The sequence below is a fragment of the Anaerobacillus sp. 63XJN7_5_ISO-PGPR-S23-430 genome, from assembly GCF_056173695.1.
Genome location: NZ_CM149686.1, coordinates 3362367 through 3379350, shown reverse-complemented (window position 1 = coordinate 3379350; position 16984 = coordinate 3362367). Strand labels below are relative to the sequence as shown.

The 16984-nt window shown below is 40.3% G+C and carries 16 protein-coding genes; 6 read left to right on the top strand and 10 right to left on the bottom strand.

The window, feature by feature from the left end; all coding sequences use genetic code 11:
• Positions 1–60: 60 nt before the first annotated feature.
• From AC0VYJ_RS17645 to AC0VYJ_RS17600, 10 genes are all read right to left on the bottom strand, one after another.
• Positions 61–819 (bottom strand): potassium channel family protein, encoded by a 759-nt coding sequence (locus tag AC0VYJ_RS17645; RefSeq protein ID WP_430241094.1) that lies wholly within the window; start codon positions 817–819, stop codon positions 61–63.
• A 124-nt stretch (positions 820–943) separates the two neighbouring features.
• On the bottom strand, positions 944–1810 hold the full coding sequence (locus AC0VYJ_RS17640; RefSeq protein ID WP_475365751.1) for an ATP-binding cassette domain-containing protein: 867 nt from the start codon (positions 1808–1810) through the stop codon (positions 944–946).
• A gap of 9 nt (positions 1811–1819) precedes the next feature.
• Positions 1820–2620 carry a hypothetical protein gene (locus AC0VYJ_RS17635; RefSeq protein ID WP_226615126.1) on the bottom strand — a complete coding sequence of 267 codons (801 nt, stop codon included), beginning with the start codon at positions 2618–2620 and terminating at the stop codon, positions 1820–1822.
• The gene (locus AC0VYJ_RS17630; protein ID WP_226615125.1) at positions 2601–3167 is read right to left on the bottom strand and encodes an RNA polymerase sigma factor; all 567 of its coding nucleotides are present in this window, start codon (positions 3165–3167) and stop codon (positions 2601–2603) included. Before AC0VYJ_RS17630 ends, AC0VYJ_RS17635 begins: the two co-directional genes overlap by 20 nt.
• Positions 3164–5419 carry an ABC transporter permease gene (locus AC0VYJ_RS17625; protein WP_475365750.1) on the bottom strand — a complete coding sequence of 752 codons (2256 nt, stop codon included), beginning with the start codon at positions 5417–5419 and terminating at the stop codon, positions 3164–3166. The genes AC0VYJ_RS17630 and AC0VYJ_RS17625 overlap by 4 nt, the downstream gene beginning before the upstream one ends.
• Positions 5416–6279: an ATP-binding cassette domain-containing protein gene (locus AC0VYJ_RS17620; protein WP_475365749.1), complete on the bottom strand. Its 864-nt coding sequence runs from the start codon at positions 6277–6279 to the stop codon at positions 5416–5418. The genes AC0VYJ_RS17625 and AC0VYJ_RS17620 overlap by 4 nt, the downstream gene beginning before the upstream one ends.
• 109 nt (positions 6280–6388) lie before the next feature.
• A complete protein-coding gene (trhA, locus tag AC0VYJ_RS17615) occupies positions 6389–7033 on the bottom strand; it encodes a PAQR family membrane homeostasis protein TrhA (protein ID WP_475367514.1) in 645 nt (214 codons plus the stop codon).
• A gap of 72 nt (positions 7034–7105) precedes the next feature.
• On the bottom strand, positions 7106–7285 hold the full coding sequence (locus tag AC0VYJ_RS17610) for a hypothetical protein (protein ID WP_475365748.1): 180 nt from the start codon (positions 7283–7285) through the stop codon (positions 7106–7108).
• 58 nt (positions 7286–7343) lie between these two features.
• Positions 7344–8327 carry a phytoene desaturase family protein gene (locus AC0VYJ_RS17605; protein ID WP_475365747.1) on the bottom strand — a complete coding sequence of 328 codons (984 nt, stop codon included), beginning with the start codon at positions 8325–8327 and terminating at the stop codon, positions 7344–7346.
• Between the two features lie 192 nt (positions 8328–8519).
• Positions 8520–8840 carry an FAD-dependent oxidoreductase gene (locus AC0VYJ_RS17600; protein ID WP_475365746.1) on the bottom strand — a complete coding sequence of 107 codons (321 nt, stop codon included), beginning with the start codon at positions 8838–8840 and terminating at the stop codon, positions 8520–8522.
• A gap of 385 nt (positions 8841–9225) precedes the next feature.
• On the opposite strand from AC0VYJ_RS17600, the gene AC0VYJ_RS17595 reads away from it, so the two are divergent.
• The 6 genes from AC0VYJ_RS17595 (at position 9226) to AC0VYJ_RS17570 (ending at position 16825) form a co-directional block, all read left to right on the top strand.
• Positions 9226–9558: a hypothetical protein gene (locus AC0VYJ_RS17595; protein ID WP_194218955.1), complete on the top strand. Its 333-nt coding sequence runs from the start codon at positions 9226–9228 to the stop codon at positions 9556–9558.
• A gap of 45 nt (positions 9559–9603) precedes the next feature.
• Complete coding sequence (locus AC0VYJ_RS17590; protein WP_475365745.1) at positions 9604–9879, top strand: YusU family protein; 276 nt, start codon at positions 9604–9606, stop codon at positions 9877–9879.
• A 438-nt stretch (positions 9880–10317) separates the two neighbouring features.
• Positions 10318–11232, top strand: a complete 915-nt coding sequence (locus AC0VYJ_RS17585) for a proline dehydrogenase family protein (protein WP_194218957.1) — start codon at positions 10318–10320, stop codon at positions 11230–11232.
• A 186-nt stretch (positions 11233–11418) separates the two neighbouring features.
• Positions 11419–13815 carry a 3-hydroxyacyl-CoA dehydrogenase/enoyl-CoA hydratase family protein gene (locus tag AC0VYJ_RS17580; RefSeq protein WP_475365744.1) on the top strand — a complete coding sequence of 799 codons (2397 nt, stop codon included), beginning with the start codon at positions 11419–11421 and terminating at the stop codon, positions 13813–13815.
• A 19-nt stretch (positions 13816–13834) separates the two neighbouring features.
• The gene (locus AC0VYJ_RS17575; RefSeq protein ID WP_475365743.1) at positions 13835–15010 is read left to right on the top strand and encodes an acetyl-CoA C-acetyltransferase; all 1176 of its coding nucleotides are present in this window, start codon (positions 13835–13837) and stop codon (positions 15008–15010) included.
• Between the two features lie 30 nt (positions 15011–15040).
• A complete protein-coding gene (locus tag AC0VYJ_RS17570) occupies positions 15041–16825 on the top strand; it encodes an acyl-CoA dehydrogenase family protein (protein ID WP_194218960.1) in 1785 nt (594 codons plus the stop codon).
• Positions 16826–16984 lie beyond the last annotated feature (159 nt).

Here is a 16984-nt window from a genome sequence, read left to right as displayed (position 1 = left end):
CTTAAAAAGGATTAGCTCTTCTGAGGTGAAACCATATTTGTGCTAATTGGAAGTTTAACTTCAAAAGGAGTCATCACTTTCTTTCGTGTTTTGTGGGTCATCCGTTCTATTTGCTTCTTGTATCTTTATTTTTTCAAGTTGTTCGATCATATGCTTGTAGTCTAGCTGGCTAATATTAGGGTAATGATTGATTTTTCTTTTAATGTCATCTAACTCAGTAGGGAGTTTATTTCGACTGTTATTTGAAAACATAGCCGCAACGGTTCCTGTAATAACACCGATCGTTCCAATTCCGACCATCATTAATACCGCAGCAACCAGTTTGCCTGCAGTTGTTTCAGGATAGAGGTCTCCATACCCCACCGTAGTAGTAGTCACAACTGCCCACCAGAGGGCATCACCATATGTCTCAAATTCTGGTTCAATCCATTTCATCGAAAGCGCTGAAATGAAGAGGAGTGAGATAACATAGACAAACGCACGATCAATTTTATATTTGGTTAGAAAGAGTTCAAAAACAGACGTGCGGTGATTAATAAGTGCGACTAATCGAATCACCCGTATAAAGCGGACGAGTCTTGCGGTCCGAAACAATTGATCGAGCGGAATAATAGCAATCAAATCCAGCGGATGTTGTTTGATAAAAGTCCATTTGTGATCACTTAAAAAAAGCCGCGTCGCATAATCAAGTAAGAATAAAATCCAAATAAAAAAATCGAGCGCTGCGCCTTCGGGATCGGGTAAATCAATGACGAGTGAAAAAATAAGGAGAAGGGCGAGCACAAATTCATAAATCAATCCTAGAGACTGCTTTTGCAATGGATCACCTTCTTTTGTCTATTTATCACTATTTCGCTATCAAGAAGAATCTCCCTGCAAAAAAAGAAGTCCTCCATAAATTGGGGGACTGAAGTTAAGCTTTTTTGATAAAAGCAAAAGAACTTTAGATTGGGATGATGTCTCCATCCCATGATTTCTTGCGAATGAAGTAGGCATCTTCAATGGTTGTTTCCGCTTCACGAAAATGATCGAAGGGTTTTGTGATATCAATGTATTTAATCAAGTACTGTTTATTTAATCGTTTCATGTGAATAATCCGCTCCTGCTCTAGTTGAGCGATTTCGTTAAGAAGGATTTTCCCTTCCCACACACGTAAAGGAAGCTCTCTTTTCCAAAGAGAAATGGACCCATGAAAAAGAATTTCCCCTTCATGAAGCCATATTAAATCGTCAGCAATATCTTCCCATTCATTTAACTCATGTGTCGCGATAAGAACAAGCCTTTTTTCGGCATATCTTGATAGAAGGGAGACGACGTTCTTTCGTTCACGACTATCGAGGTAGTTTAACGGTTCATCAAGTAGCAAAATAGGAGGACAGTCAAGAATGGCTTGTGCAATACCAACACGCTGTTTCACTCCTTGAGAGAGAGCTTTAATTTTCTTCCTTTTACATGTTTGAATATGTAGGGCTTCCATCGTTTGTTCAACGGCATCCTGGTGAAGGACCCCTTTTAATTCACACATATACCTAAGGAACCTCTTCATTCTCATTTCTTCATATAATTCGATACCTGTTGGAAGAAAGCCGATATTCTTACGAATAAAGGGGAGGGAGGTATCAACTGTTCTCCCACCATATTCAATGATGCCTCTATGTGGTCTTATTGCTGTTGCTAGAAGTTGTAGTAAGGTAGATTTACCAGCGCCGTTCTTACCAACTAGAATGGTGATTCCGGAACCAAGTGTTAGTTCGGGAATAGCAAGTGAGAATTGTTTTCGAGTATATTTGATGTTTTGTAGTTGAATCATACCCTAATCTCACAAATATTGAAGATGCAAACTCTTCCGATACGATAAGAAGAGCATGGCAACTCCAAGTCCAAGGATAATAAGGTAGGAGACAACAAAGAGTAAGTCTTGTTGAAGTGCTTCACCAGATAGTTCGAAAACAGTATAAGGTAATACAAGAAAAGTAAGCGCCCATCCAGCAAGTGAGGCGATAAATCCGGCAATTACCCCTTTATGGAACATGACAAAGGCAAGCAAACCTGTCAGAAAGAGAAGCGGCGCGAACCAATGCAAAAGAAACGTAGCGGGGTTAACCATCGTATTATCTTTCACAATATATAAGGTAGATAACAGGGCCAAACCAATGTTTACGACTAAGACAACAAGCAATTTACTTAAGAGAAGAAGTGCTGGAGGAAAAGGTGTAATCGATTCGACCATCCGCATTTCTTTGTTCCAGGTTTTATAACTATAAAGCACACCAAATAATAGATAAATGGGAACAACGATAGGAAATAAACTGTCTGATTCCATGCTTCCAGCCGAAATCATCGTTAACATTGCAAAAATCAATACGCTAATCAGCCAGTAAGCCCAGTGATAAGAACGGAATTGATTAAGGCATTGCTTTGTTAGTGACGGTTTTGCAGGCTCAGGTTTTTCATCGAAATCAAATTCGATTTGAGAAGGTTTAAGTTCATCGAAAGGATCCTGTAACGAAAGAAGCAGCTTCTGTGTATCCTCTGAACGGGGTGACGTTGCCAGATATGACTTGATCGGCTGCTCTAGATCTTCTTCTAACTTTTCTAATTCAAGATCGATGTCTTGCATGGCTAACTTCCTCCTTTCGTTCTATTGAAGCTTTTAGTTTCTTCAAGGCATGAAATAAGTTCGACTTTACTGTACCGAGTGGAAGTTCCAAAGCTTCTGCAATTTCTTGATACTTTAATTCCTGGTAAAACCGTAAATACACAATTTCTCTTTGCGTCTCAGAAAGCGTATCGAGCTGCTTGAGAAACTCCACGCGTGATTCTTGCCTTTCAAATAGTTCCACTACTGATGGTTCTCGGTCAGCTTGATCTGGAATGAAGTCGAGAATTTGCTTTTCTGACCTAAATCCCGCGCTTTTCCAATAATCTCGGCATTGATTTGTGGCCACCTGGTAAAGCCAGGGCTTGATCTTTTCTGGGGTTTTCTTTGTTTTTAGTTGTTTAATTAATTTCAGGAAGGTTTCTTGAACAACATCTTCGGCCTTTCTTCTATCACGTAACATCCGTTCTAGATAACCAAGAAGCGGAGCATGATAACGATGAACAAGGGCTTCGAAAGCAGCCTGATTTCCACGTGCCATAGCGACTACTAGTTCCTCATCTGTCATGAACCATCCTCCTTTCTAGTCTGATGACCTTGCATCACTTCATCCCATATTTTCTGCCATTCTTCGTAAGGAATGAGAGTAGAAGGTTCTCGAAACAAGGTGAAATCTGCTGCGAATCCCGGGTCTACCCAGCGTTCGCTATATATTCGATCTAGGACTTCTTTCACTTGCTTACTATCTCCATCAGCAATGGCTTCGTTGATCATTGTGAAAATCTGGTTAGCTTTGATTTCTTCCTCACTGTAGTCTTCCAGTGGGATATCATCTTGAATCTTGATAACAAGGTCGCGGATTTGACTGGCCTTTTTTTTATTTCCATTTTCTAATTCATAAATGTACGTATAAGCACTTTGGATGGCACTTGTTACTAGCTCGCCGTCCTCATACCCATAAATCTCAGTACCATCATGGAATAGACTCACTTGAAAGAGCAATTTCATAAGATAAGTTTCATCCATTTGATAGAAAGTGGATTCGCTTAGGATATAGTTTTGATCAATAAAACCTTGTTGTCTCACGTAATTGGCCCAGCGAATATTCTCTACAGGAACGATAAAAAAATGACGCATAGGCTCTATTTTTTTCGTTAAATAGTGGTTGGTGTATAGAAGGCGTTTGTCCAATTCCTTCATGAGCTCAACAGCACGATCACGATTGTAACTGTCCGTTACGATTGACATTGGATAATAAGTAGAATCAACTTCAGTCAGATCTCCAGCATAAAGGTCTAATTTAGAAGTTTTCCCTTGAAGTTTATAGGTTCCAACATTTGTTTTAAGTTCATCGATTGTGCCATATAAGGGTAGTGCTATACTTGAAACTTCAACATTAAAAGTGGCTCTATTCGAAATCCCAATATTCGTTTGTGATTCTCCGTTCATGTCATATAAATATTGATGCCCTGGCAATGGATACCAGGCTGTTTGAGAAGGCATAATCATTTGATCATTTCCAACATGGCCCGGATAGTATTCCTGACCATTATTAGATGCCCATAGTTTGTATGGTCCTTCATATTGAATACGAATAACAGGTTCTTTCATATTTTCAGGTAAAGTAACGGTCAGAAAATCATTCTCTTGAGTAAATGGAATTGGATGTTGATCAATCGTGACTTGGTTAACTGAAAATGTCTGATTCAATGTGAATTTCATGAACTCCTTTGTTTGAAATTCTGCTGATGGTAGAGTGAGAGATGCATCAATGAAAAGTGATTGATCTTCATGCTGAATGGATAAGTCAAATTGTTTTATTTCAAAACGTTCTGGTTGATAGAGCTCTTCTTCCTCTTTCAAAAGAGTATTAGGAGAAGAAAGGGAAGGGAAAGACATGTAACTAGCTTGACCGTTTTGTTCGTCTGTTATCAATGGAGATTCTTGTTTAATCTTACTAAATTCATCAGTTCGCTCCTTCCAGAAAGAAGCATATGGAAGATACGAAATCACGACAATTCCTATACTGATCATGAGTGCAACCTTCCACAGCCACGTATATGGATGAGGTCTGCGTTTATTGAGAATGAAAATGATGAGTACCAGGAGAAAGGAAGAAACCGTTAAAACAAAAATGCGCTGTAACTGTAGTTCTTCTTTCATTAATTCAATTCCCCAGGTGCCATTAACAAGAACAGAATCGACAAATAAGTAGGTTAGATGGAACGCTTTAAGATAAAAGTGTCCGCCTTGATCAATAATGAAAATTTCCATGAATAGCGTACCAAACATCCAGGCGCAGAAGGCGATTAAGTAAACAAAGCGATTTTTAATAAGTACCGATAAAAGCATGCCAAGAGTTAAACTAATAAAGAACGCTACTTCGTATTGAGTCCCATAGAAACGCAGAATTGTGAACATTTCTTCCACCGGAATGTTATCTCTCATAGCAAAGATAAAGTAGGTTCCACTCATTAGGACCGTATATATCGTCATATAGATGAGCGCGGACATCAATTTTGCTGATATGAATACGAAATTGGACACGGGAAATGATTGGTGCCACTCAAATGATTCATTCCCAACGTCTCGTCGTATTAAATAAACGCCAATCAGAATACTTAAGCCAATAACGAGAATGAATATAAGAGAGTGCGTTGTTTCATAGGTTGTTCTGTAGAGGTTGCCATGTCCTCCTTCTTGATCTGCACTCATGCTAAAAAGTAACCAGATCAAATATAAGAAAGGAAGAGGTGCGAAAAACCAGTTTTTATACAAAAAAGAAAATTCAAGCTTAAACTGGATAAGCCATTTTCTCATAGTCCATCACGCCCAATCAGTGCCATGTACCCTTCTTCAAGGGTAGGATCCACGGCTTCGGCAAATTCAAATGGTGCTACTGGAGATATTGCTCGACACCTTAATCCTGTTGCTTTTCGTTTTGTAAGTGTCATTTGTAATCCATTTAATTGGTCCCAGTTATTATCAAAGAGGTCGAACTCCCAAACAAGTCCATTCCCCTTACGTTGAAGCTCATCTGGTGTGCCTTGAAAAAGAATGCGCCCTTTATTTAGAACGATCAGCGTATCACAGCTTCCTTCAATGTCTTCTACAATATGCGTAGAAAGAATGACGGTTTTTCGGCTAGAAACATCAGCTAGTAAGTTGCGAAAGCGTAAGCGTTCTTCAGGATCAAGTCCAGCAGAAGGTTCGTCGAATATCATCACAGCGGGTTCTCCATAAAGCGCCTGGGCAATGCCGAGACGTTGCTGCATTCCATTTGAGAACGTCTTAATTTTTTGATTCTGTTGCTTTTCTAAATTAAGGGCATGAAGCAATCGTTTTTTTTCTCGCTCATGATCATAATGGTGGTCTCGTTTCAACTTCCCAACATAGTCCAAAAACTGAGATGCAGTAAGCTGCGGATACAGCTTGAAATGTTGAGGGAGGTAACCGATTTCTTTCCGAACACTTGAAGCTTCTCGGTTAAGTGAATAACCTTTAAGATAGATTTCTCCGGAAGAAGGCTTTGAGACCGCAGCTAGCATTCTCATAAATGTTGTTTTTCCAGCACCATTTGGACCAATAAGCCCTACCATGCCTCCTTCGATGGACAAAGTGAGGTTATGTAGAATCTTCTCTTTTTTGAACTGTTTAGTTAGATGAGATACTTCAATCAAAATCGTTCATCCTTTTACTAGTATTCTATGGCTAAGACGATTATAGTCGATAAAAGGTTTTGTTATGGAAAACAAAAATCCTCTGCACGATGCGTGCAGAGGATTGGTTTTAAAGAGGTAATACATAGAAGAGAACACAGAAGAAATGAGCAAGTGTTCCAGCTACCACGAAAAGATGCCAAACTGCATGATGGTATTTAAAAGCTCTCCAGACATAGAATACCGCTCCAATTGTGTAGAGAACACCCCCAACAATGAGAAGTATCATTCCGTTTGGAGCCAAGTTCTGCGTGAGTGGATTCCAGGCAAGAACGATCAGCCAGCCCATTAAAACGTAGAGAATGGTTGAGACAAATAGAAACTTTTTTACAAAATAAGCTTTAAATACTGTTCCAATAATCGCGAGTCCCCACACGATGCCAAATAGTGTCCAACCTAGCCAACCTTCAATTACAATAAACAAGAAGGGGGTGTAAGTACCAGCGATAAAGAAATAGATAGAAGAGTGATCAAGTATTTCGAAAAAGTCTTTCGCTTTCCCAGGTGGAAAGCTGTGAACGAGTGTAGAGGCCGTATAAAGCATCAGCATCGTTGTACCGAAAAGTGTAAAACTTACAATATGCCAGGCAGTTCCATAGAGAGACGCAAACACAATTAAGATGACTAGAGCGGCAACGCTTATGATAGCTCCAATTCCGTGAGTAATATAATTTGCTCGCTCCTCGCCAACTGTAAACGTATGAGTTGTCATGATTCGCATCATTCCTTTAGATCAATTACTAGAAGTATACTACATGATTTCCCGAACGTCATTTCTGATCGAACCTTATTTTTTAAGATTACGTAGTTTTTCTGCTTCTTTTAAGAGATGGTAAGTGTAAAAATCTTTTTCTTCTACTTGTTCTGTGGCAGCTGCCATAACGAGAAACTCTTCCGCAATTTCTTCTCGCATTGAAGTAAGTAACTTTTCACTGTCAGTAGTAACTAAATTATTCTTTTGATCCACGGTTGGTTCGCTCCTTCAACATTAAATGATAGTCTCATTGTGCCTTAAGGAAGCGATTTTATTCTAAAATGACTTCTTTTATTTTCACCATTTCCTTAGTGATAGAGCGATAGACATGATATCCACTAGTAGAAACCCCAATAGTACCTGCTCCAGGGAAAACGCTGTCGCCACAAAGCCACAATCCCTTGAGACCAGTACGGTGAGAAAGACTGTTGAACAAACTAAATTCATTCGTTTGTGGGAAACCTCCAACCATGCCTTTAGGTCTTTTCGTAAATCTTTCCCATGCTCGTGGTGCACCTGTCATTTGTAATTCGATTCCACTTCTTACATTAGGTATCACTCTTTCAATACCTGTGAGCATTTTCTCAGTTAGCTCCTTTTTATATTGATCGTATTTCTCTTTCGTATCCCAATGGTGAAGCTCTGTATGTGTACTGACTGTTAATGTGCGAAAGCCCTCTGGCGCACGAAAGAGATCATTGGATTTTGAAAGTGACAAGAAGAGGTGATTTCCTTCGGTCATTTTTCCATTATCCGAAAAGACTTGACTAAAGAGGGACGTATATTCAGGGATGATTTTTTCATCTAAAGCAAGATACATCGTAAAAGCTCCCCACTGAGTCATTTGACTTCGTTTTCTTAACTTAGTGGGGAGTTGTTCTTGAAGTGGTTCTGGAAGAAGTGGAACAAAGCCCTGTACAGGTAAGTTATTAATAAGGTGATCAGCTCTCCAACTCTCCCCTTTTTGATCGACAGCTACCCAACGGTTGTTTTCACGCCGAATCGATTGAATTTGCTTTCTCTGGTAAGTTCGACCACCGTTCTGTTCAATATATTGCTGTAGTGTTTCAGCGATGCGATACAATCCACCTTCAGAGTAATATGCCCCTTCGTGATAAATATCGAGAGCAAGAGCACCCATAAGTGCTGAGCACTCTTCACTAGTTGTTTGCATGCTATCAATTAATTGTCCATCAATAAAATGGTGAAAGTCTAGTGCATCATTAAGATTATGTTTTTTCAGAAGATCTCCCATTGTTTTCCGAAGGTAGGGAACCAGTCCGGGAGTTCCTGGTTTGAGAGATAGTAGAAGCCCTTTCCATTCTGATAGGGTGACTGGAGGTACAACAGGGAGAGGTCCAATTAACTTACGTACTTCGGCTCCAATTTTCCATATTTCTCGATAGAAAGAAACAATTTGTTTGGAGTGTTCTGGAAACTGGGTAGCTCATTCTGATAAATGGCGATTTCGATCTGTATAATAAGGCATGACGCGATTGCCATCGTATATTCTCATAATTTCATCCAACGAAAAAACAGGGAAGGACAAACCGAGTTCTTGGAAAATGCGATAGTGTAATCCACCTTCTTCGAACCCCATCCCCATCGTCGCTCCAACAGGGAAGAGAAAATGCCCTCGTGTAAATTTTCCTGCTGATCCACCCCATTCATTCGATGCTTCAAGTATTGTTACGTTGTAGCCTTCTTTCGTCAGTAATGCTCCAGCAGTCAGTCCGCCAATGCCACCACCAATAACAACAATATCCATAATGATCCCTCCAAGATGGTCCGAGCTTGATATCCTTCTATTATAATAGGTATGATGTTGCAAATCATGTATGAGTGTGTCGAGAAGAAGCTTAATGAATGAGAAATTTCCATGTTTGTACCGGGGTACTTGTCCAGCCACAAAGTTAAAAGAAACATAAGATAAATTAAAGAGTGAGGTCAGGTCCCCCCTCTGTATATACTCACTCTTTGTGACCCATTGTAGAGTCAGAATTTATTCTGACTCTTTTTTTTGGCTATGTTAGATAATGCATGTATAATAGCCTATTGATTCGGATCAAAGCGCATGAAATGAGTGCATTCCACTTTCGGCCCTCTATCAGAGCAGTTTGCTTTCGAATCTTGTAAAGAAGGGGGAATCAACCTTGCTTGAAATTATCGAAATAGGAACAAATGAGCATGGAAGAGAGCTGACGATTCGAGAGCTGATTAAGAAACTTGAAGAACATCCTCTTGATCCTGCATTTGAACAAAGTGGAAATTTTATTTTTCCTTATCAGCCAGTCCGTGATGCAAAACGATATGCTGGTTGCAGAGCATTTTTTGGCGACTTCGCGATGATATCATGCCGTTTCTTTATTGTGACGGATGAAAAGGTACTTATAGAAGAGTTGATAAAGGCAATTAAAGAAAATCAAGAACGCATTGATTATGGAAGGTTAAGAGAAGTTCAGGTGAACGGTCGAGTATCCCATTAATTATGCTATAATCAGGATATTCTGCTAGTGATTGGAGTGAATGAAATGAGTCTTGAAACACTTCAGGAACAAGTCGATGGATTGATGGATAAATACACCGAGCTTCTCCTTGGAGATACGAGCCCTGAGCTGAAGGAAAAAGTGAAGCTATGGGCGATGTACACGCATCTTTCAAAAACGATGCCTCCTCTTGCGAAACATTGGAATCAAACGTATCCTGATGCGAAGGATGCCATGAAAGAGCTAGTGACCGAAATCAAAACTATGAACGAAGAGCATCGTAAAGACCAACAGGATAACCAGAAAGAATCAGATAAGTGAAACCAGGACTTCCCTGGTTTCTTTTTTTTGGCTACATTTTCGAACGTTTTTGATTTTAGCTTATTCGAGAATCAACCATTTAAGCTAATATAGGATTTTGTTTCATTTCAGAAGCTCATCCCTTGAGAAATGAGGTGGTTGTTAAGAAAAAAGGTTATGAAAATAGATGAGAAGAGAAGTATCCGATTTTGAAACATTTAAATATACTATTTTAAGTTCCAGTTTTTTTCGTGAAAAGCGGGGTATAGAATACTAATTCAAGTAAATATTTAACAAAATTTATTACGGAGAAAATCTATCAAAAATAGACTAAACGACAGCATATCATGGTAGAATAGCATTAAAGACGAAATATGGCGGTATTTGATACTATATGCCGATTTTCTCCACTATATATTTTTTTAGACGTTTTGTATGCGTTTACATGGAGGGGTTATGATGGAACAAGTAATGCGTAATTTCTTTTTATACATGGGGAAGAATAAAGTAGCTACAAAAGTAGCGAAACGGTATGGTATGCGCTTTGGAGCTAGCCGGTTTGTAGCCGGTGCGTCTCTTAATAGCTCTGTAAATGCTATTAAGAAACTAAATGAAAAGGGACTTTCTGTTACAATCGATCATCTTGGTGAGTTTGTAGATAACGCCGCTGAGGCTGATGAAATGACAAACCACTGTATTGAAGCAATTGAGCGAATTGCAGCAGAAAATCTTGATTCTCAGCTTTCTCTTAAACTCACATCAATGGGGTTAGACATTGATTACGATATGACGATGAAAAATATGCGCCGAATTCTTGAAGCTGCTGATCAGCACAATGTCTTTGTTACGATTGATATGGAAGATTTCGAGAGGTGCGGAAAAACAATAGAGATTTTTACTAACCTAAAGAGGGAGTATACGAACATTGGTACAGTTCTTCAAGCCTACTTATACCGCGTAGCTGAAGATGTAGAAAAGCTGAACGATCTATCTCCAAATCTTAGACTTGTTAAAGGTGCTTATAAAGAGTCACCAAAAGTCGCATTTCCGGATAAAAAGGATGTCGACGAGAATTTCAAAAAAATCATTAAAATGCACTTATTGAATGGAAATTACACAGCCATTGCGACCCATGATGATCGCATCATTGAATACACAAAGAAGCTCGTAGAGGAATACAATATCCCCCGTTCTCAATTTGAATTTCAAATGCTATATGGTATTTGTGTAGATAAACAAGATGAGCTCCTTAAAGAAGGTTTCAAAATGCGTGTCTACGTACCCTATGGAAAAGACTGGTATGGATATTTTATGAGAAGACTTGCTGAGAGGCCTGCAAACGTAGCTTTCGTCCTTAAAGGAATGATGAAATAGTGAAAAGCGGACGAATGTCCGCTTTAAAATAAGCTTTGTTTAAATTTATAAAATTTTGTCAAAAAAATCCGTGTGATATATTGCTAAATTTCAGAATATATTTTATAGTATAGACAGAGGAAATGATCTCGCTCTTTTTTTTAAATTAAAAATGAATGAGCATTCATTCAACAGGGGAGGTTCGCTATGACACGTAGCATTCATAAAGTAGCTGTATTAGGAGCAGGAGTAATGGGATCAGGCATTGCCGCCCACCTGGCGAATGTAGGAATTCCAAGTTTGCTATTGGATATTGCACCAAAGGAACCGAATGAAAAGGAAAAAGTCAAAGGACTTACACTCGCTGACCGTTCTGTCAGAAATAGACTTGCGGCAGAAGCGATTGAGAAACTTAAGAAACAAAAACCGGCACCGCTTTCTAAGAAAGATCACATTCAATTAATTGAAGCGGGAAATATGGAAGACGATATGGAGCGCTTGCAAGAAGTTGACTGGATCATTGAAGTTGTTGTCGAAAACCTGGAGATCAAGAAAAAAGTATATGAAAAAGTAGATGAATATAGACGACCTGGAACCATTGTTAGTTCGAATACTTCCGGTATTTCCGTAGAAGCAATGGCTGAAGGTAGATCAGAAGATTTTAGGAAGCACTTCCTTGGTACGCACTTTTTTAACCCACCAAGATATTTAAAGCTTCTTGAAGTGATTCCAACGAAAGACACGGATCGAGACGTCCTTTCCTATATGAAAACATTTGGTGAAGATACTCTCGGCAAAGGTGTCGTAGAAACGAAAGACACGCCAAACTTCATTGCCAATCGAATTGGAACTTATGGCCTGCTTGTCACAGTTAGAGAAATGATGAATCGCGGCTTTTCAGTTGGAGAAGTAGATTCTGTAACTGGCCCAGCAATCGGCCGTCCAAAAAGTGCAACGTTTCGAACACTTGATGTAGTTGGACTTGATACGTTTATTCACGTAGCGAACAACGTTTTTGAACAGGTTGAAGGTGATGAGAAAGAAGTATTCCGGATTCCTGAATTTATGCAACAGATGAAAGAAAAAGGCTGGATTGGAGCAAAGGCAGGTCAGGGCTTTTTCATAAAACAAAAAGGGGCAAAAGGAAGCGAAATTCTAGAGTTAAATCCATCTACGCTTGAATATGAACCACGACAGAAATTAAAAACAGCTTCTGTTGAGGCAAGTAAACAAGCGAAGTCAAAAGCGGATAAACTGAAAGCGCTTGCTTACGCGAATGACCGCGCAGGTGAATTAATTTGGAACATCATGAAGCCTGTTTTGCTTTACTCTGCTGAGAAAACCTATGAAATTGCTGATGATATCGACGCCGTCGATCGTGCCATGAAATGGGGCTTTGGATGGGAAATGGGTCCTTTTGAAACGTGGGATGCTCTTGGAGTTGAGAAATCAGTGGCTCGAATGAAGGAAGAAGGTGAAACGATTCCTGAATGGGTTGATCAAATGCTTGCCTCAGGGCAAACGTCTTTCTATAAGCAGGAAGGTACCACTCAATCTTTCTACCATAATGGTGAGCAAAGAGTAGTGGAGGAAAGCAAGAAAATTATCCACCTTAAAGGATTAAAAGCGCAAAATCGCGTGATTAAGAAAAATACTGGAGCAACGCTTCTTGATCTTGGAGATGGGGTTGCAGGCCTTGAATTCCATTCCCCAAACAATGCAATTGGAATGGATATTCTCCAGATGATTAATGAAGCCGTTGATGAAACGGAGAAAAACTTCGAAGGACTTGTGATTGGAAACCAGGGCCAAAATTTCTGTGTTGGTGCCAACGTCGCGTATATGTTAATGGAAGCTCAAGATGATAATTTCTTTGAAATCGAAATGGTTGCAAGGAAGTTCCAACAGTCCATGGCACGTATTCGCTACTCTCAAAAACCAGTCGTAGCAGCGCCGTTTCAGATGACGCTTGGCGGTGGGGCAGAAGTGTGTATGCCAGCAGCTTCCATTCAAGCTTCTTCAGAAACATATATGGGCCTCGTAGAAGTAGGTGTTGGCTTGATTCCAGGTGGAGGCGGAAATAAAGAACTTTATATGCGTCAGCTAGAGCAAACGCCTCCAGGAGTTAATGTTAACTTAACTGATATTGCAGCCAACGTTTTTGAAACGATTGCGATGGCGAAAGTTTCAACATCAGCTCATGAAGCAATGGAACGAGGATTCATTCGACCTCAGGATGGTATTAGTGCTAACGCGGATCACGTTCTTCATGATGCAAAGGAAAAAGTACTTTTCCTTGCTGAACAAGGCTATCAGCCACCTGTTGCTAAAAAGATCCCAGTTGCTGGAGAAGCAGGTTATGCTGCAATGCTAATGGGAGCGAAAACGATGAAATGGAGCGGTTACCTGTCCGATCACGATTTAACGATTGCGACCAAACTTGCTCACGTCATTGCGGGCGGAAAAGTAAAAGAAGGAACATTAGTCGATGAGCAGTATCTTCTGGATCTTGAGCGTGAAGCGTTCCTCAGCCTGCTAGGAGAGCCAAAAACGCAAGCAAGAATGCAGCATATGTTACTTAAAGGAAAACCGCTGCGCAACTAGTATGGAGGAGGGAAGTTTGATGAAAGAAGCAGTTATTGTATCCGGTGCTAGAACACCTGTTGGAAAAGCAAACCGTGGAACGCTTGCCAATATGCGTCCAGATGATCTTGGAGCACTTACCGTTAAGGAAACGTTAAAGCGTGCCGGCGGTTATGATGGTGAAATAGATGATGTGATTATGGGATGCGCTATTCCTGAAGCTGAACAAGGGCTGAATGTAGCTAGAATGATTGGAGCTAGAGCAGGTCTTGCTGAGACGGTTCCAGCCATTACAATCAACCGATATTGTTCTTCAGGTTTACAGAGTATCGCTTATGCTTCAGAACGCATAATGCTTGGCCAATCCGGTGCCATATTGGCTGGTGGAGTGGAATCGATGAGTCTTGTGCCGATGGGCGGTCATGTAATAAAGCCCAATCCTGCTCTTGTAGAAGAAAAACCTGAATATATTATGGGAATGGGACACACAGCGGAAGAAGTCGCACGTCGCTTTGAGATTAGCAGAGCAGATCAGGATGCTTTTGCACTAAGGAGTCATCAGCGTGCAGCTCAGGCAATCAAAGATGGGAAGTTTCAGGATGAAATTGTTCCGATCGAAGTAACGAAAAGATGGATTGATGAGAAAAACAAATTACAGGAAAAGAAAGTTCTTTTCTCACAGGATGAAGGTGTTCGGGCAGATACGTCACTTGATGTTCTCGGTAAGTTACGTCCAGTATTTAATGTTAGAGGCTCTGTGACCGCCGGAAATTCATCACAAACAAGTGACGGAGCAGCAAGTGTTCTCGTCATGGATCGAGAAAAAGCTGAAAGTGAAGGCTTAGCGCCTATGGCTAAGTTCAGATCATTTGCTGTTGCTGGTGTAGCACCCGAAATAATGGGAGTCGGACCGGTTGAAGCGATTCCTAAAGCTCTTCGACTCGCTGGACTTGAGCTATCTGATATTGGGTTATTCGAATTAAATGAAGCTTTTGCATCACAATCTCTTCGCGTCATTAGAAAGCTTGGACTTGATGAAGACAAAGTGAATGTAAATGGTGGAGCGATTGCACTTGGTCATCCACTTGGATGTACAGGGACGAAGTTAACCTTAAGCTTAATTCATGAGATGAAACGCCGCGGAGAACAATTTGGCGTTGTGACGATGTGTATTGGCGGAGGAATGGGCGCTGCTGGAGTGTTTGAAATTCTTTAAGAGCAACGAAAACAAGGGAGGAAAACAAGCATGTCTAATACAATGAACAAAACGGTTAAAGGTGCAAGCTTCTTGATTGAAGATCAAAAGGCAGAAGATATTTTCACACCGGAGGATTTTTCAGATGAGCATGTCATGATGGGGAAAACAACGGAAGACTTTGTAGTAAAGGAAGTCGTTCCAGCGCTTGATAAAATTGAGAATCATGAATTTGAAATTTCACGGAAGCTTCTCGAAAAAGCTGGTGATCTCGGACTTCTTGGAGCGGACGTCCCAGAAGAATACGGCGGTCTTGGCCTTGATAAAATCAGTTCATCTGTTATTACTGAGAAATTCGCTCGTGCTCGTTCGTTTTCCCTAAGTTATGGCGCCCATGTTGGAATCGGTTCTCTACCTATCGTCTTTTTCGGAAACGAAGAGCAGAAGAAAAAGTATCTTCCAGGTCTTGCGTCAGGAGCTACAATTGCTGCTTATGCTTTGACTGAGCCTGGTTCAGGTTCTGATGCTCTTGGGGCTAAAACCACAGCTAAGCTCAATGCTGAAGGAACACACTATCTTCTAAGCGGTGAAAAGCAGTGGATCACGAACTCCGCTTTCGCAGATGTATTCATTGTCTATGCAAAAATTGATGGCGAACATTTCTCTGCTTTCATTGTTGAGCGGGATTCCAAAGGTCTTTCAACTGGTCCCGAAGAAAAGAAAATGGGCATCAAAGGCTCTTCTACAAGAACATTGATTCTTGAAGATGTAGCCGTGCCAAAAGAAAATTTACTAGGAGAAGCAGGTAAAGGGCACATCATTGCGTTTAACATCTTGAACGTTGGTCGCTATAAGCTAGCAGTAGGTACTATTGGTGGAATGAAGCGTTCGATCGAACTTTCCGCTAAGTATGCTTTAGAGCGTAAGCAGTTTAACACGCCAATTGCAAAGTTCTCTCTCATACAAGAGAAACTGGCGAATATGGCAGTAGCAACATACGCGACAGAAAGTTCTACTTACCGCACAGGAGGTCTTTTTGAGCAGAAGTTAGGAAAGCTTTCGGATGAAGAACAAAAAGACGGAGCGAAAGTCGCAGAAGCAATTGCGGAGTATGCAATTGAGTGTTCACTAAATAAAGTGTTTGCTTCAGAGGCGCTAGATTATGTTGTAGATGAGGCAGTACAAATTCACGGTGGATACGGCTTTATGTCTGAATATGAAGTTGAGAAAATGTACCGTGATTCTCGTATCAATCGTATTTTTGAAGGAACGAATGAAATCAACCGCCTTCTAGTTCCAGGCACGCTTGTCCGTAAAACAATGAAAGGCGAGCTTCCATTCCTTGAAAAGGCTACTGCACTTCAAGAAGAGCTCATGATGTTAACGCCACAAGAAATTGGTGATGCACCTCTTGAACAGGAAAAGCATCTCGTTAAGATGGCAAAGAAGATTATGCTTATGACTGCAGGTACAGCTGTTCAAAAATATGGCAAGGCTCTTGATAAAGAACAAGAAGTTTTATCAAACATGGCAGATATCGTAAGCGAAATTTACTCTATGGAATCAGCCGTACTTCGCACAGAGAAAGCGATTAATAAAACTGGTGCAGAAAAGCAACAAAATAAACTTCTTCTAACACAAGTTTTCTGTCAGGAAGCTTTCAACCGTATTGAAGCTCATGCTAAAGAGACTTTGGTTGCCGTCGAAACAGGCGATTCACTTCGCATGATGATATCTGCTCTTCGTAAACTATCACGTTACACGCCAATTAATGTTATTGCGAAGAAACGTGAAATCGCTGCAAGCATTCTTGAACAACAGCGTTTTACGGTTTAATAAGCTATCATCGCTATACTAATGTAAAATAACAATTTGAATTGGTCATAACCGGTAGGATCGTAACTAATTTCCAAACCATGTTCTCTATTGTCCCTCCAGAAATGGGGGGATTTTTTTCTCTTAATTAGGAAAAATAGTGAGTGGAATAATGAAAGG

Excerpts from the sequence above, each read along its gene's own strand:
- AC0VYJ_RS17625 (WP_475365750.1), bottom strand. The coding sequence starts at position 5,419 with ATGAGAAAATGGCTTATCCAGTTTAAGCTTGAATTTTCTTTTTTGTAT.
- AC0VYJ_RS17585 (WP_194218957.1), top strand. The coding sequence starts at position 10,318 with ATGGAACAAGTAATGCGTAATTTCTTTTTATACATGGGGAAGAATAAA.
- AC0VYJ_RS17630 (WP_226615125.1), bottom strand. The coding sequence starts at position 3,167 with ATGACAGATGAGGAACTAGTAGTCGCTATGGCACGTGGAAATCAGGCT.
- AC0VYJ_RS17605 (WP_475365747.1), bottom strand. The coding sequence starts at position 8,327 with ATGGGAGATCTTCTGAAAAAACATAATCTTAATGATGCACTAGACTTT.
- AC0VYJ_RS17640 (WP_475365751.1), bottom strand. The coding sequence starts at position 1,810 with ATGATTCAACTACAAAACATCAAATATACTCGAAAACAATTCTCACTT.
- AC0VYJ_RS17590 (WP_475365745.1), top strand. The coding sequence starts at position 9,604 with ATGAGTCTTGAAACACTTCAGGAACAAGTCGATGGATTGATGGATAAA.
- AC0VYJ_RS17635 (WP_226615126.1), bottom strand. The coding sequence starts at position 2,620 with ATGCAAGACATCGATCTTGAATTAGAAAAGTTAGAAGAAGATCTAGAG.
- AC0VYJ_RS17575 (WP_475365743.1), top strand. The coding sequence starts at position 13,835 with ATGAAAGAAGCAGTTATTGTATCCGGTGCTAGAACACCTGTTGGAAAA.
- AC0VYJ_RS17600 (WP_475365746.1), bottom strand. The coding sequence starts at position 8,840 with ATGGATATTGTTGTTATTGGTGGTGGCATTGGCGGACTGACTGCTGGA.
- AC0VYJ_RS17570 (WP_194218960.1), top strand. The coding sequence starts at position 15,041 with ATGTCTAATACAATGAACAAAACGGTTAAAGGTGCAAGCTTCTTGATT.
- AC0VYJ_RS17580 (WP_475365744.1), top strand. The coding sequence starts at position 11,419 with ATGACACGTAGCATTCATAAAGTAGCTGTATTAGGAGCAGGAGTAATG.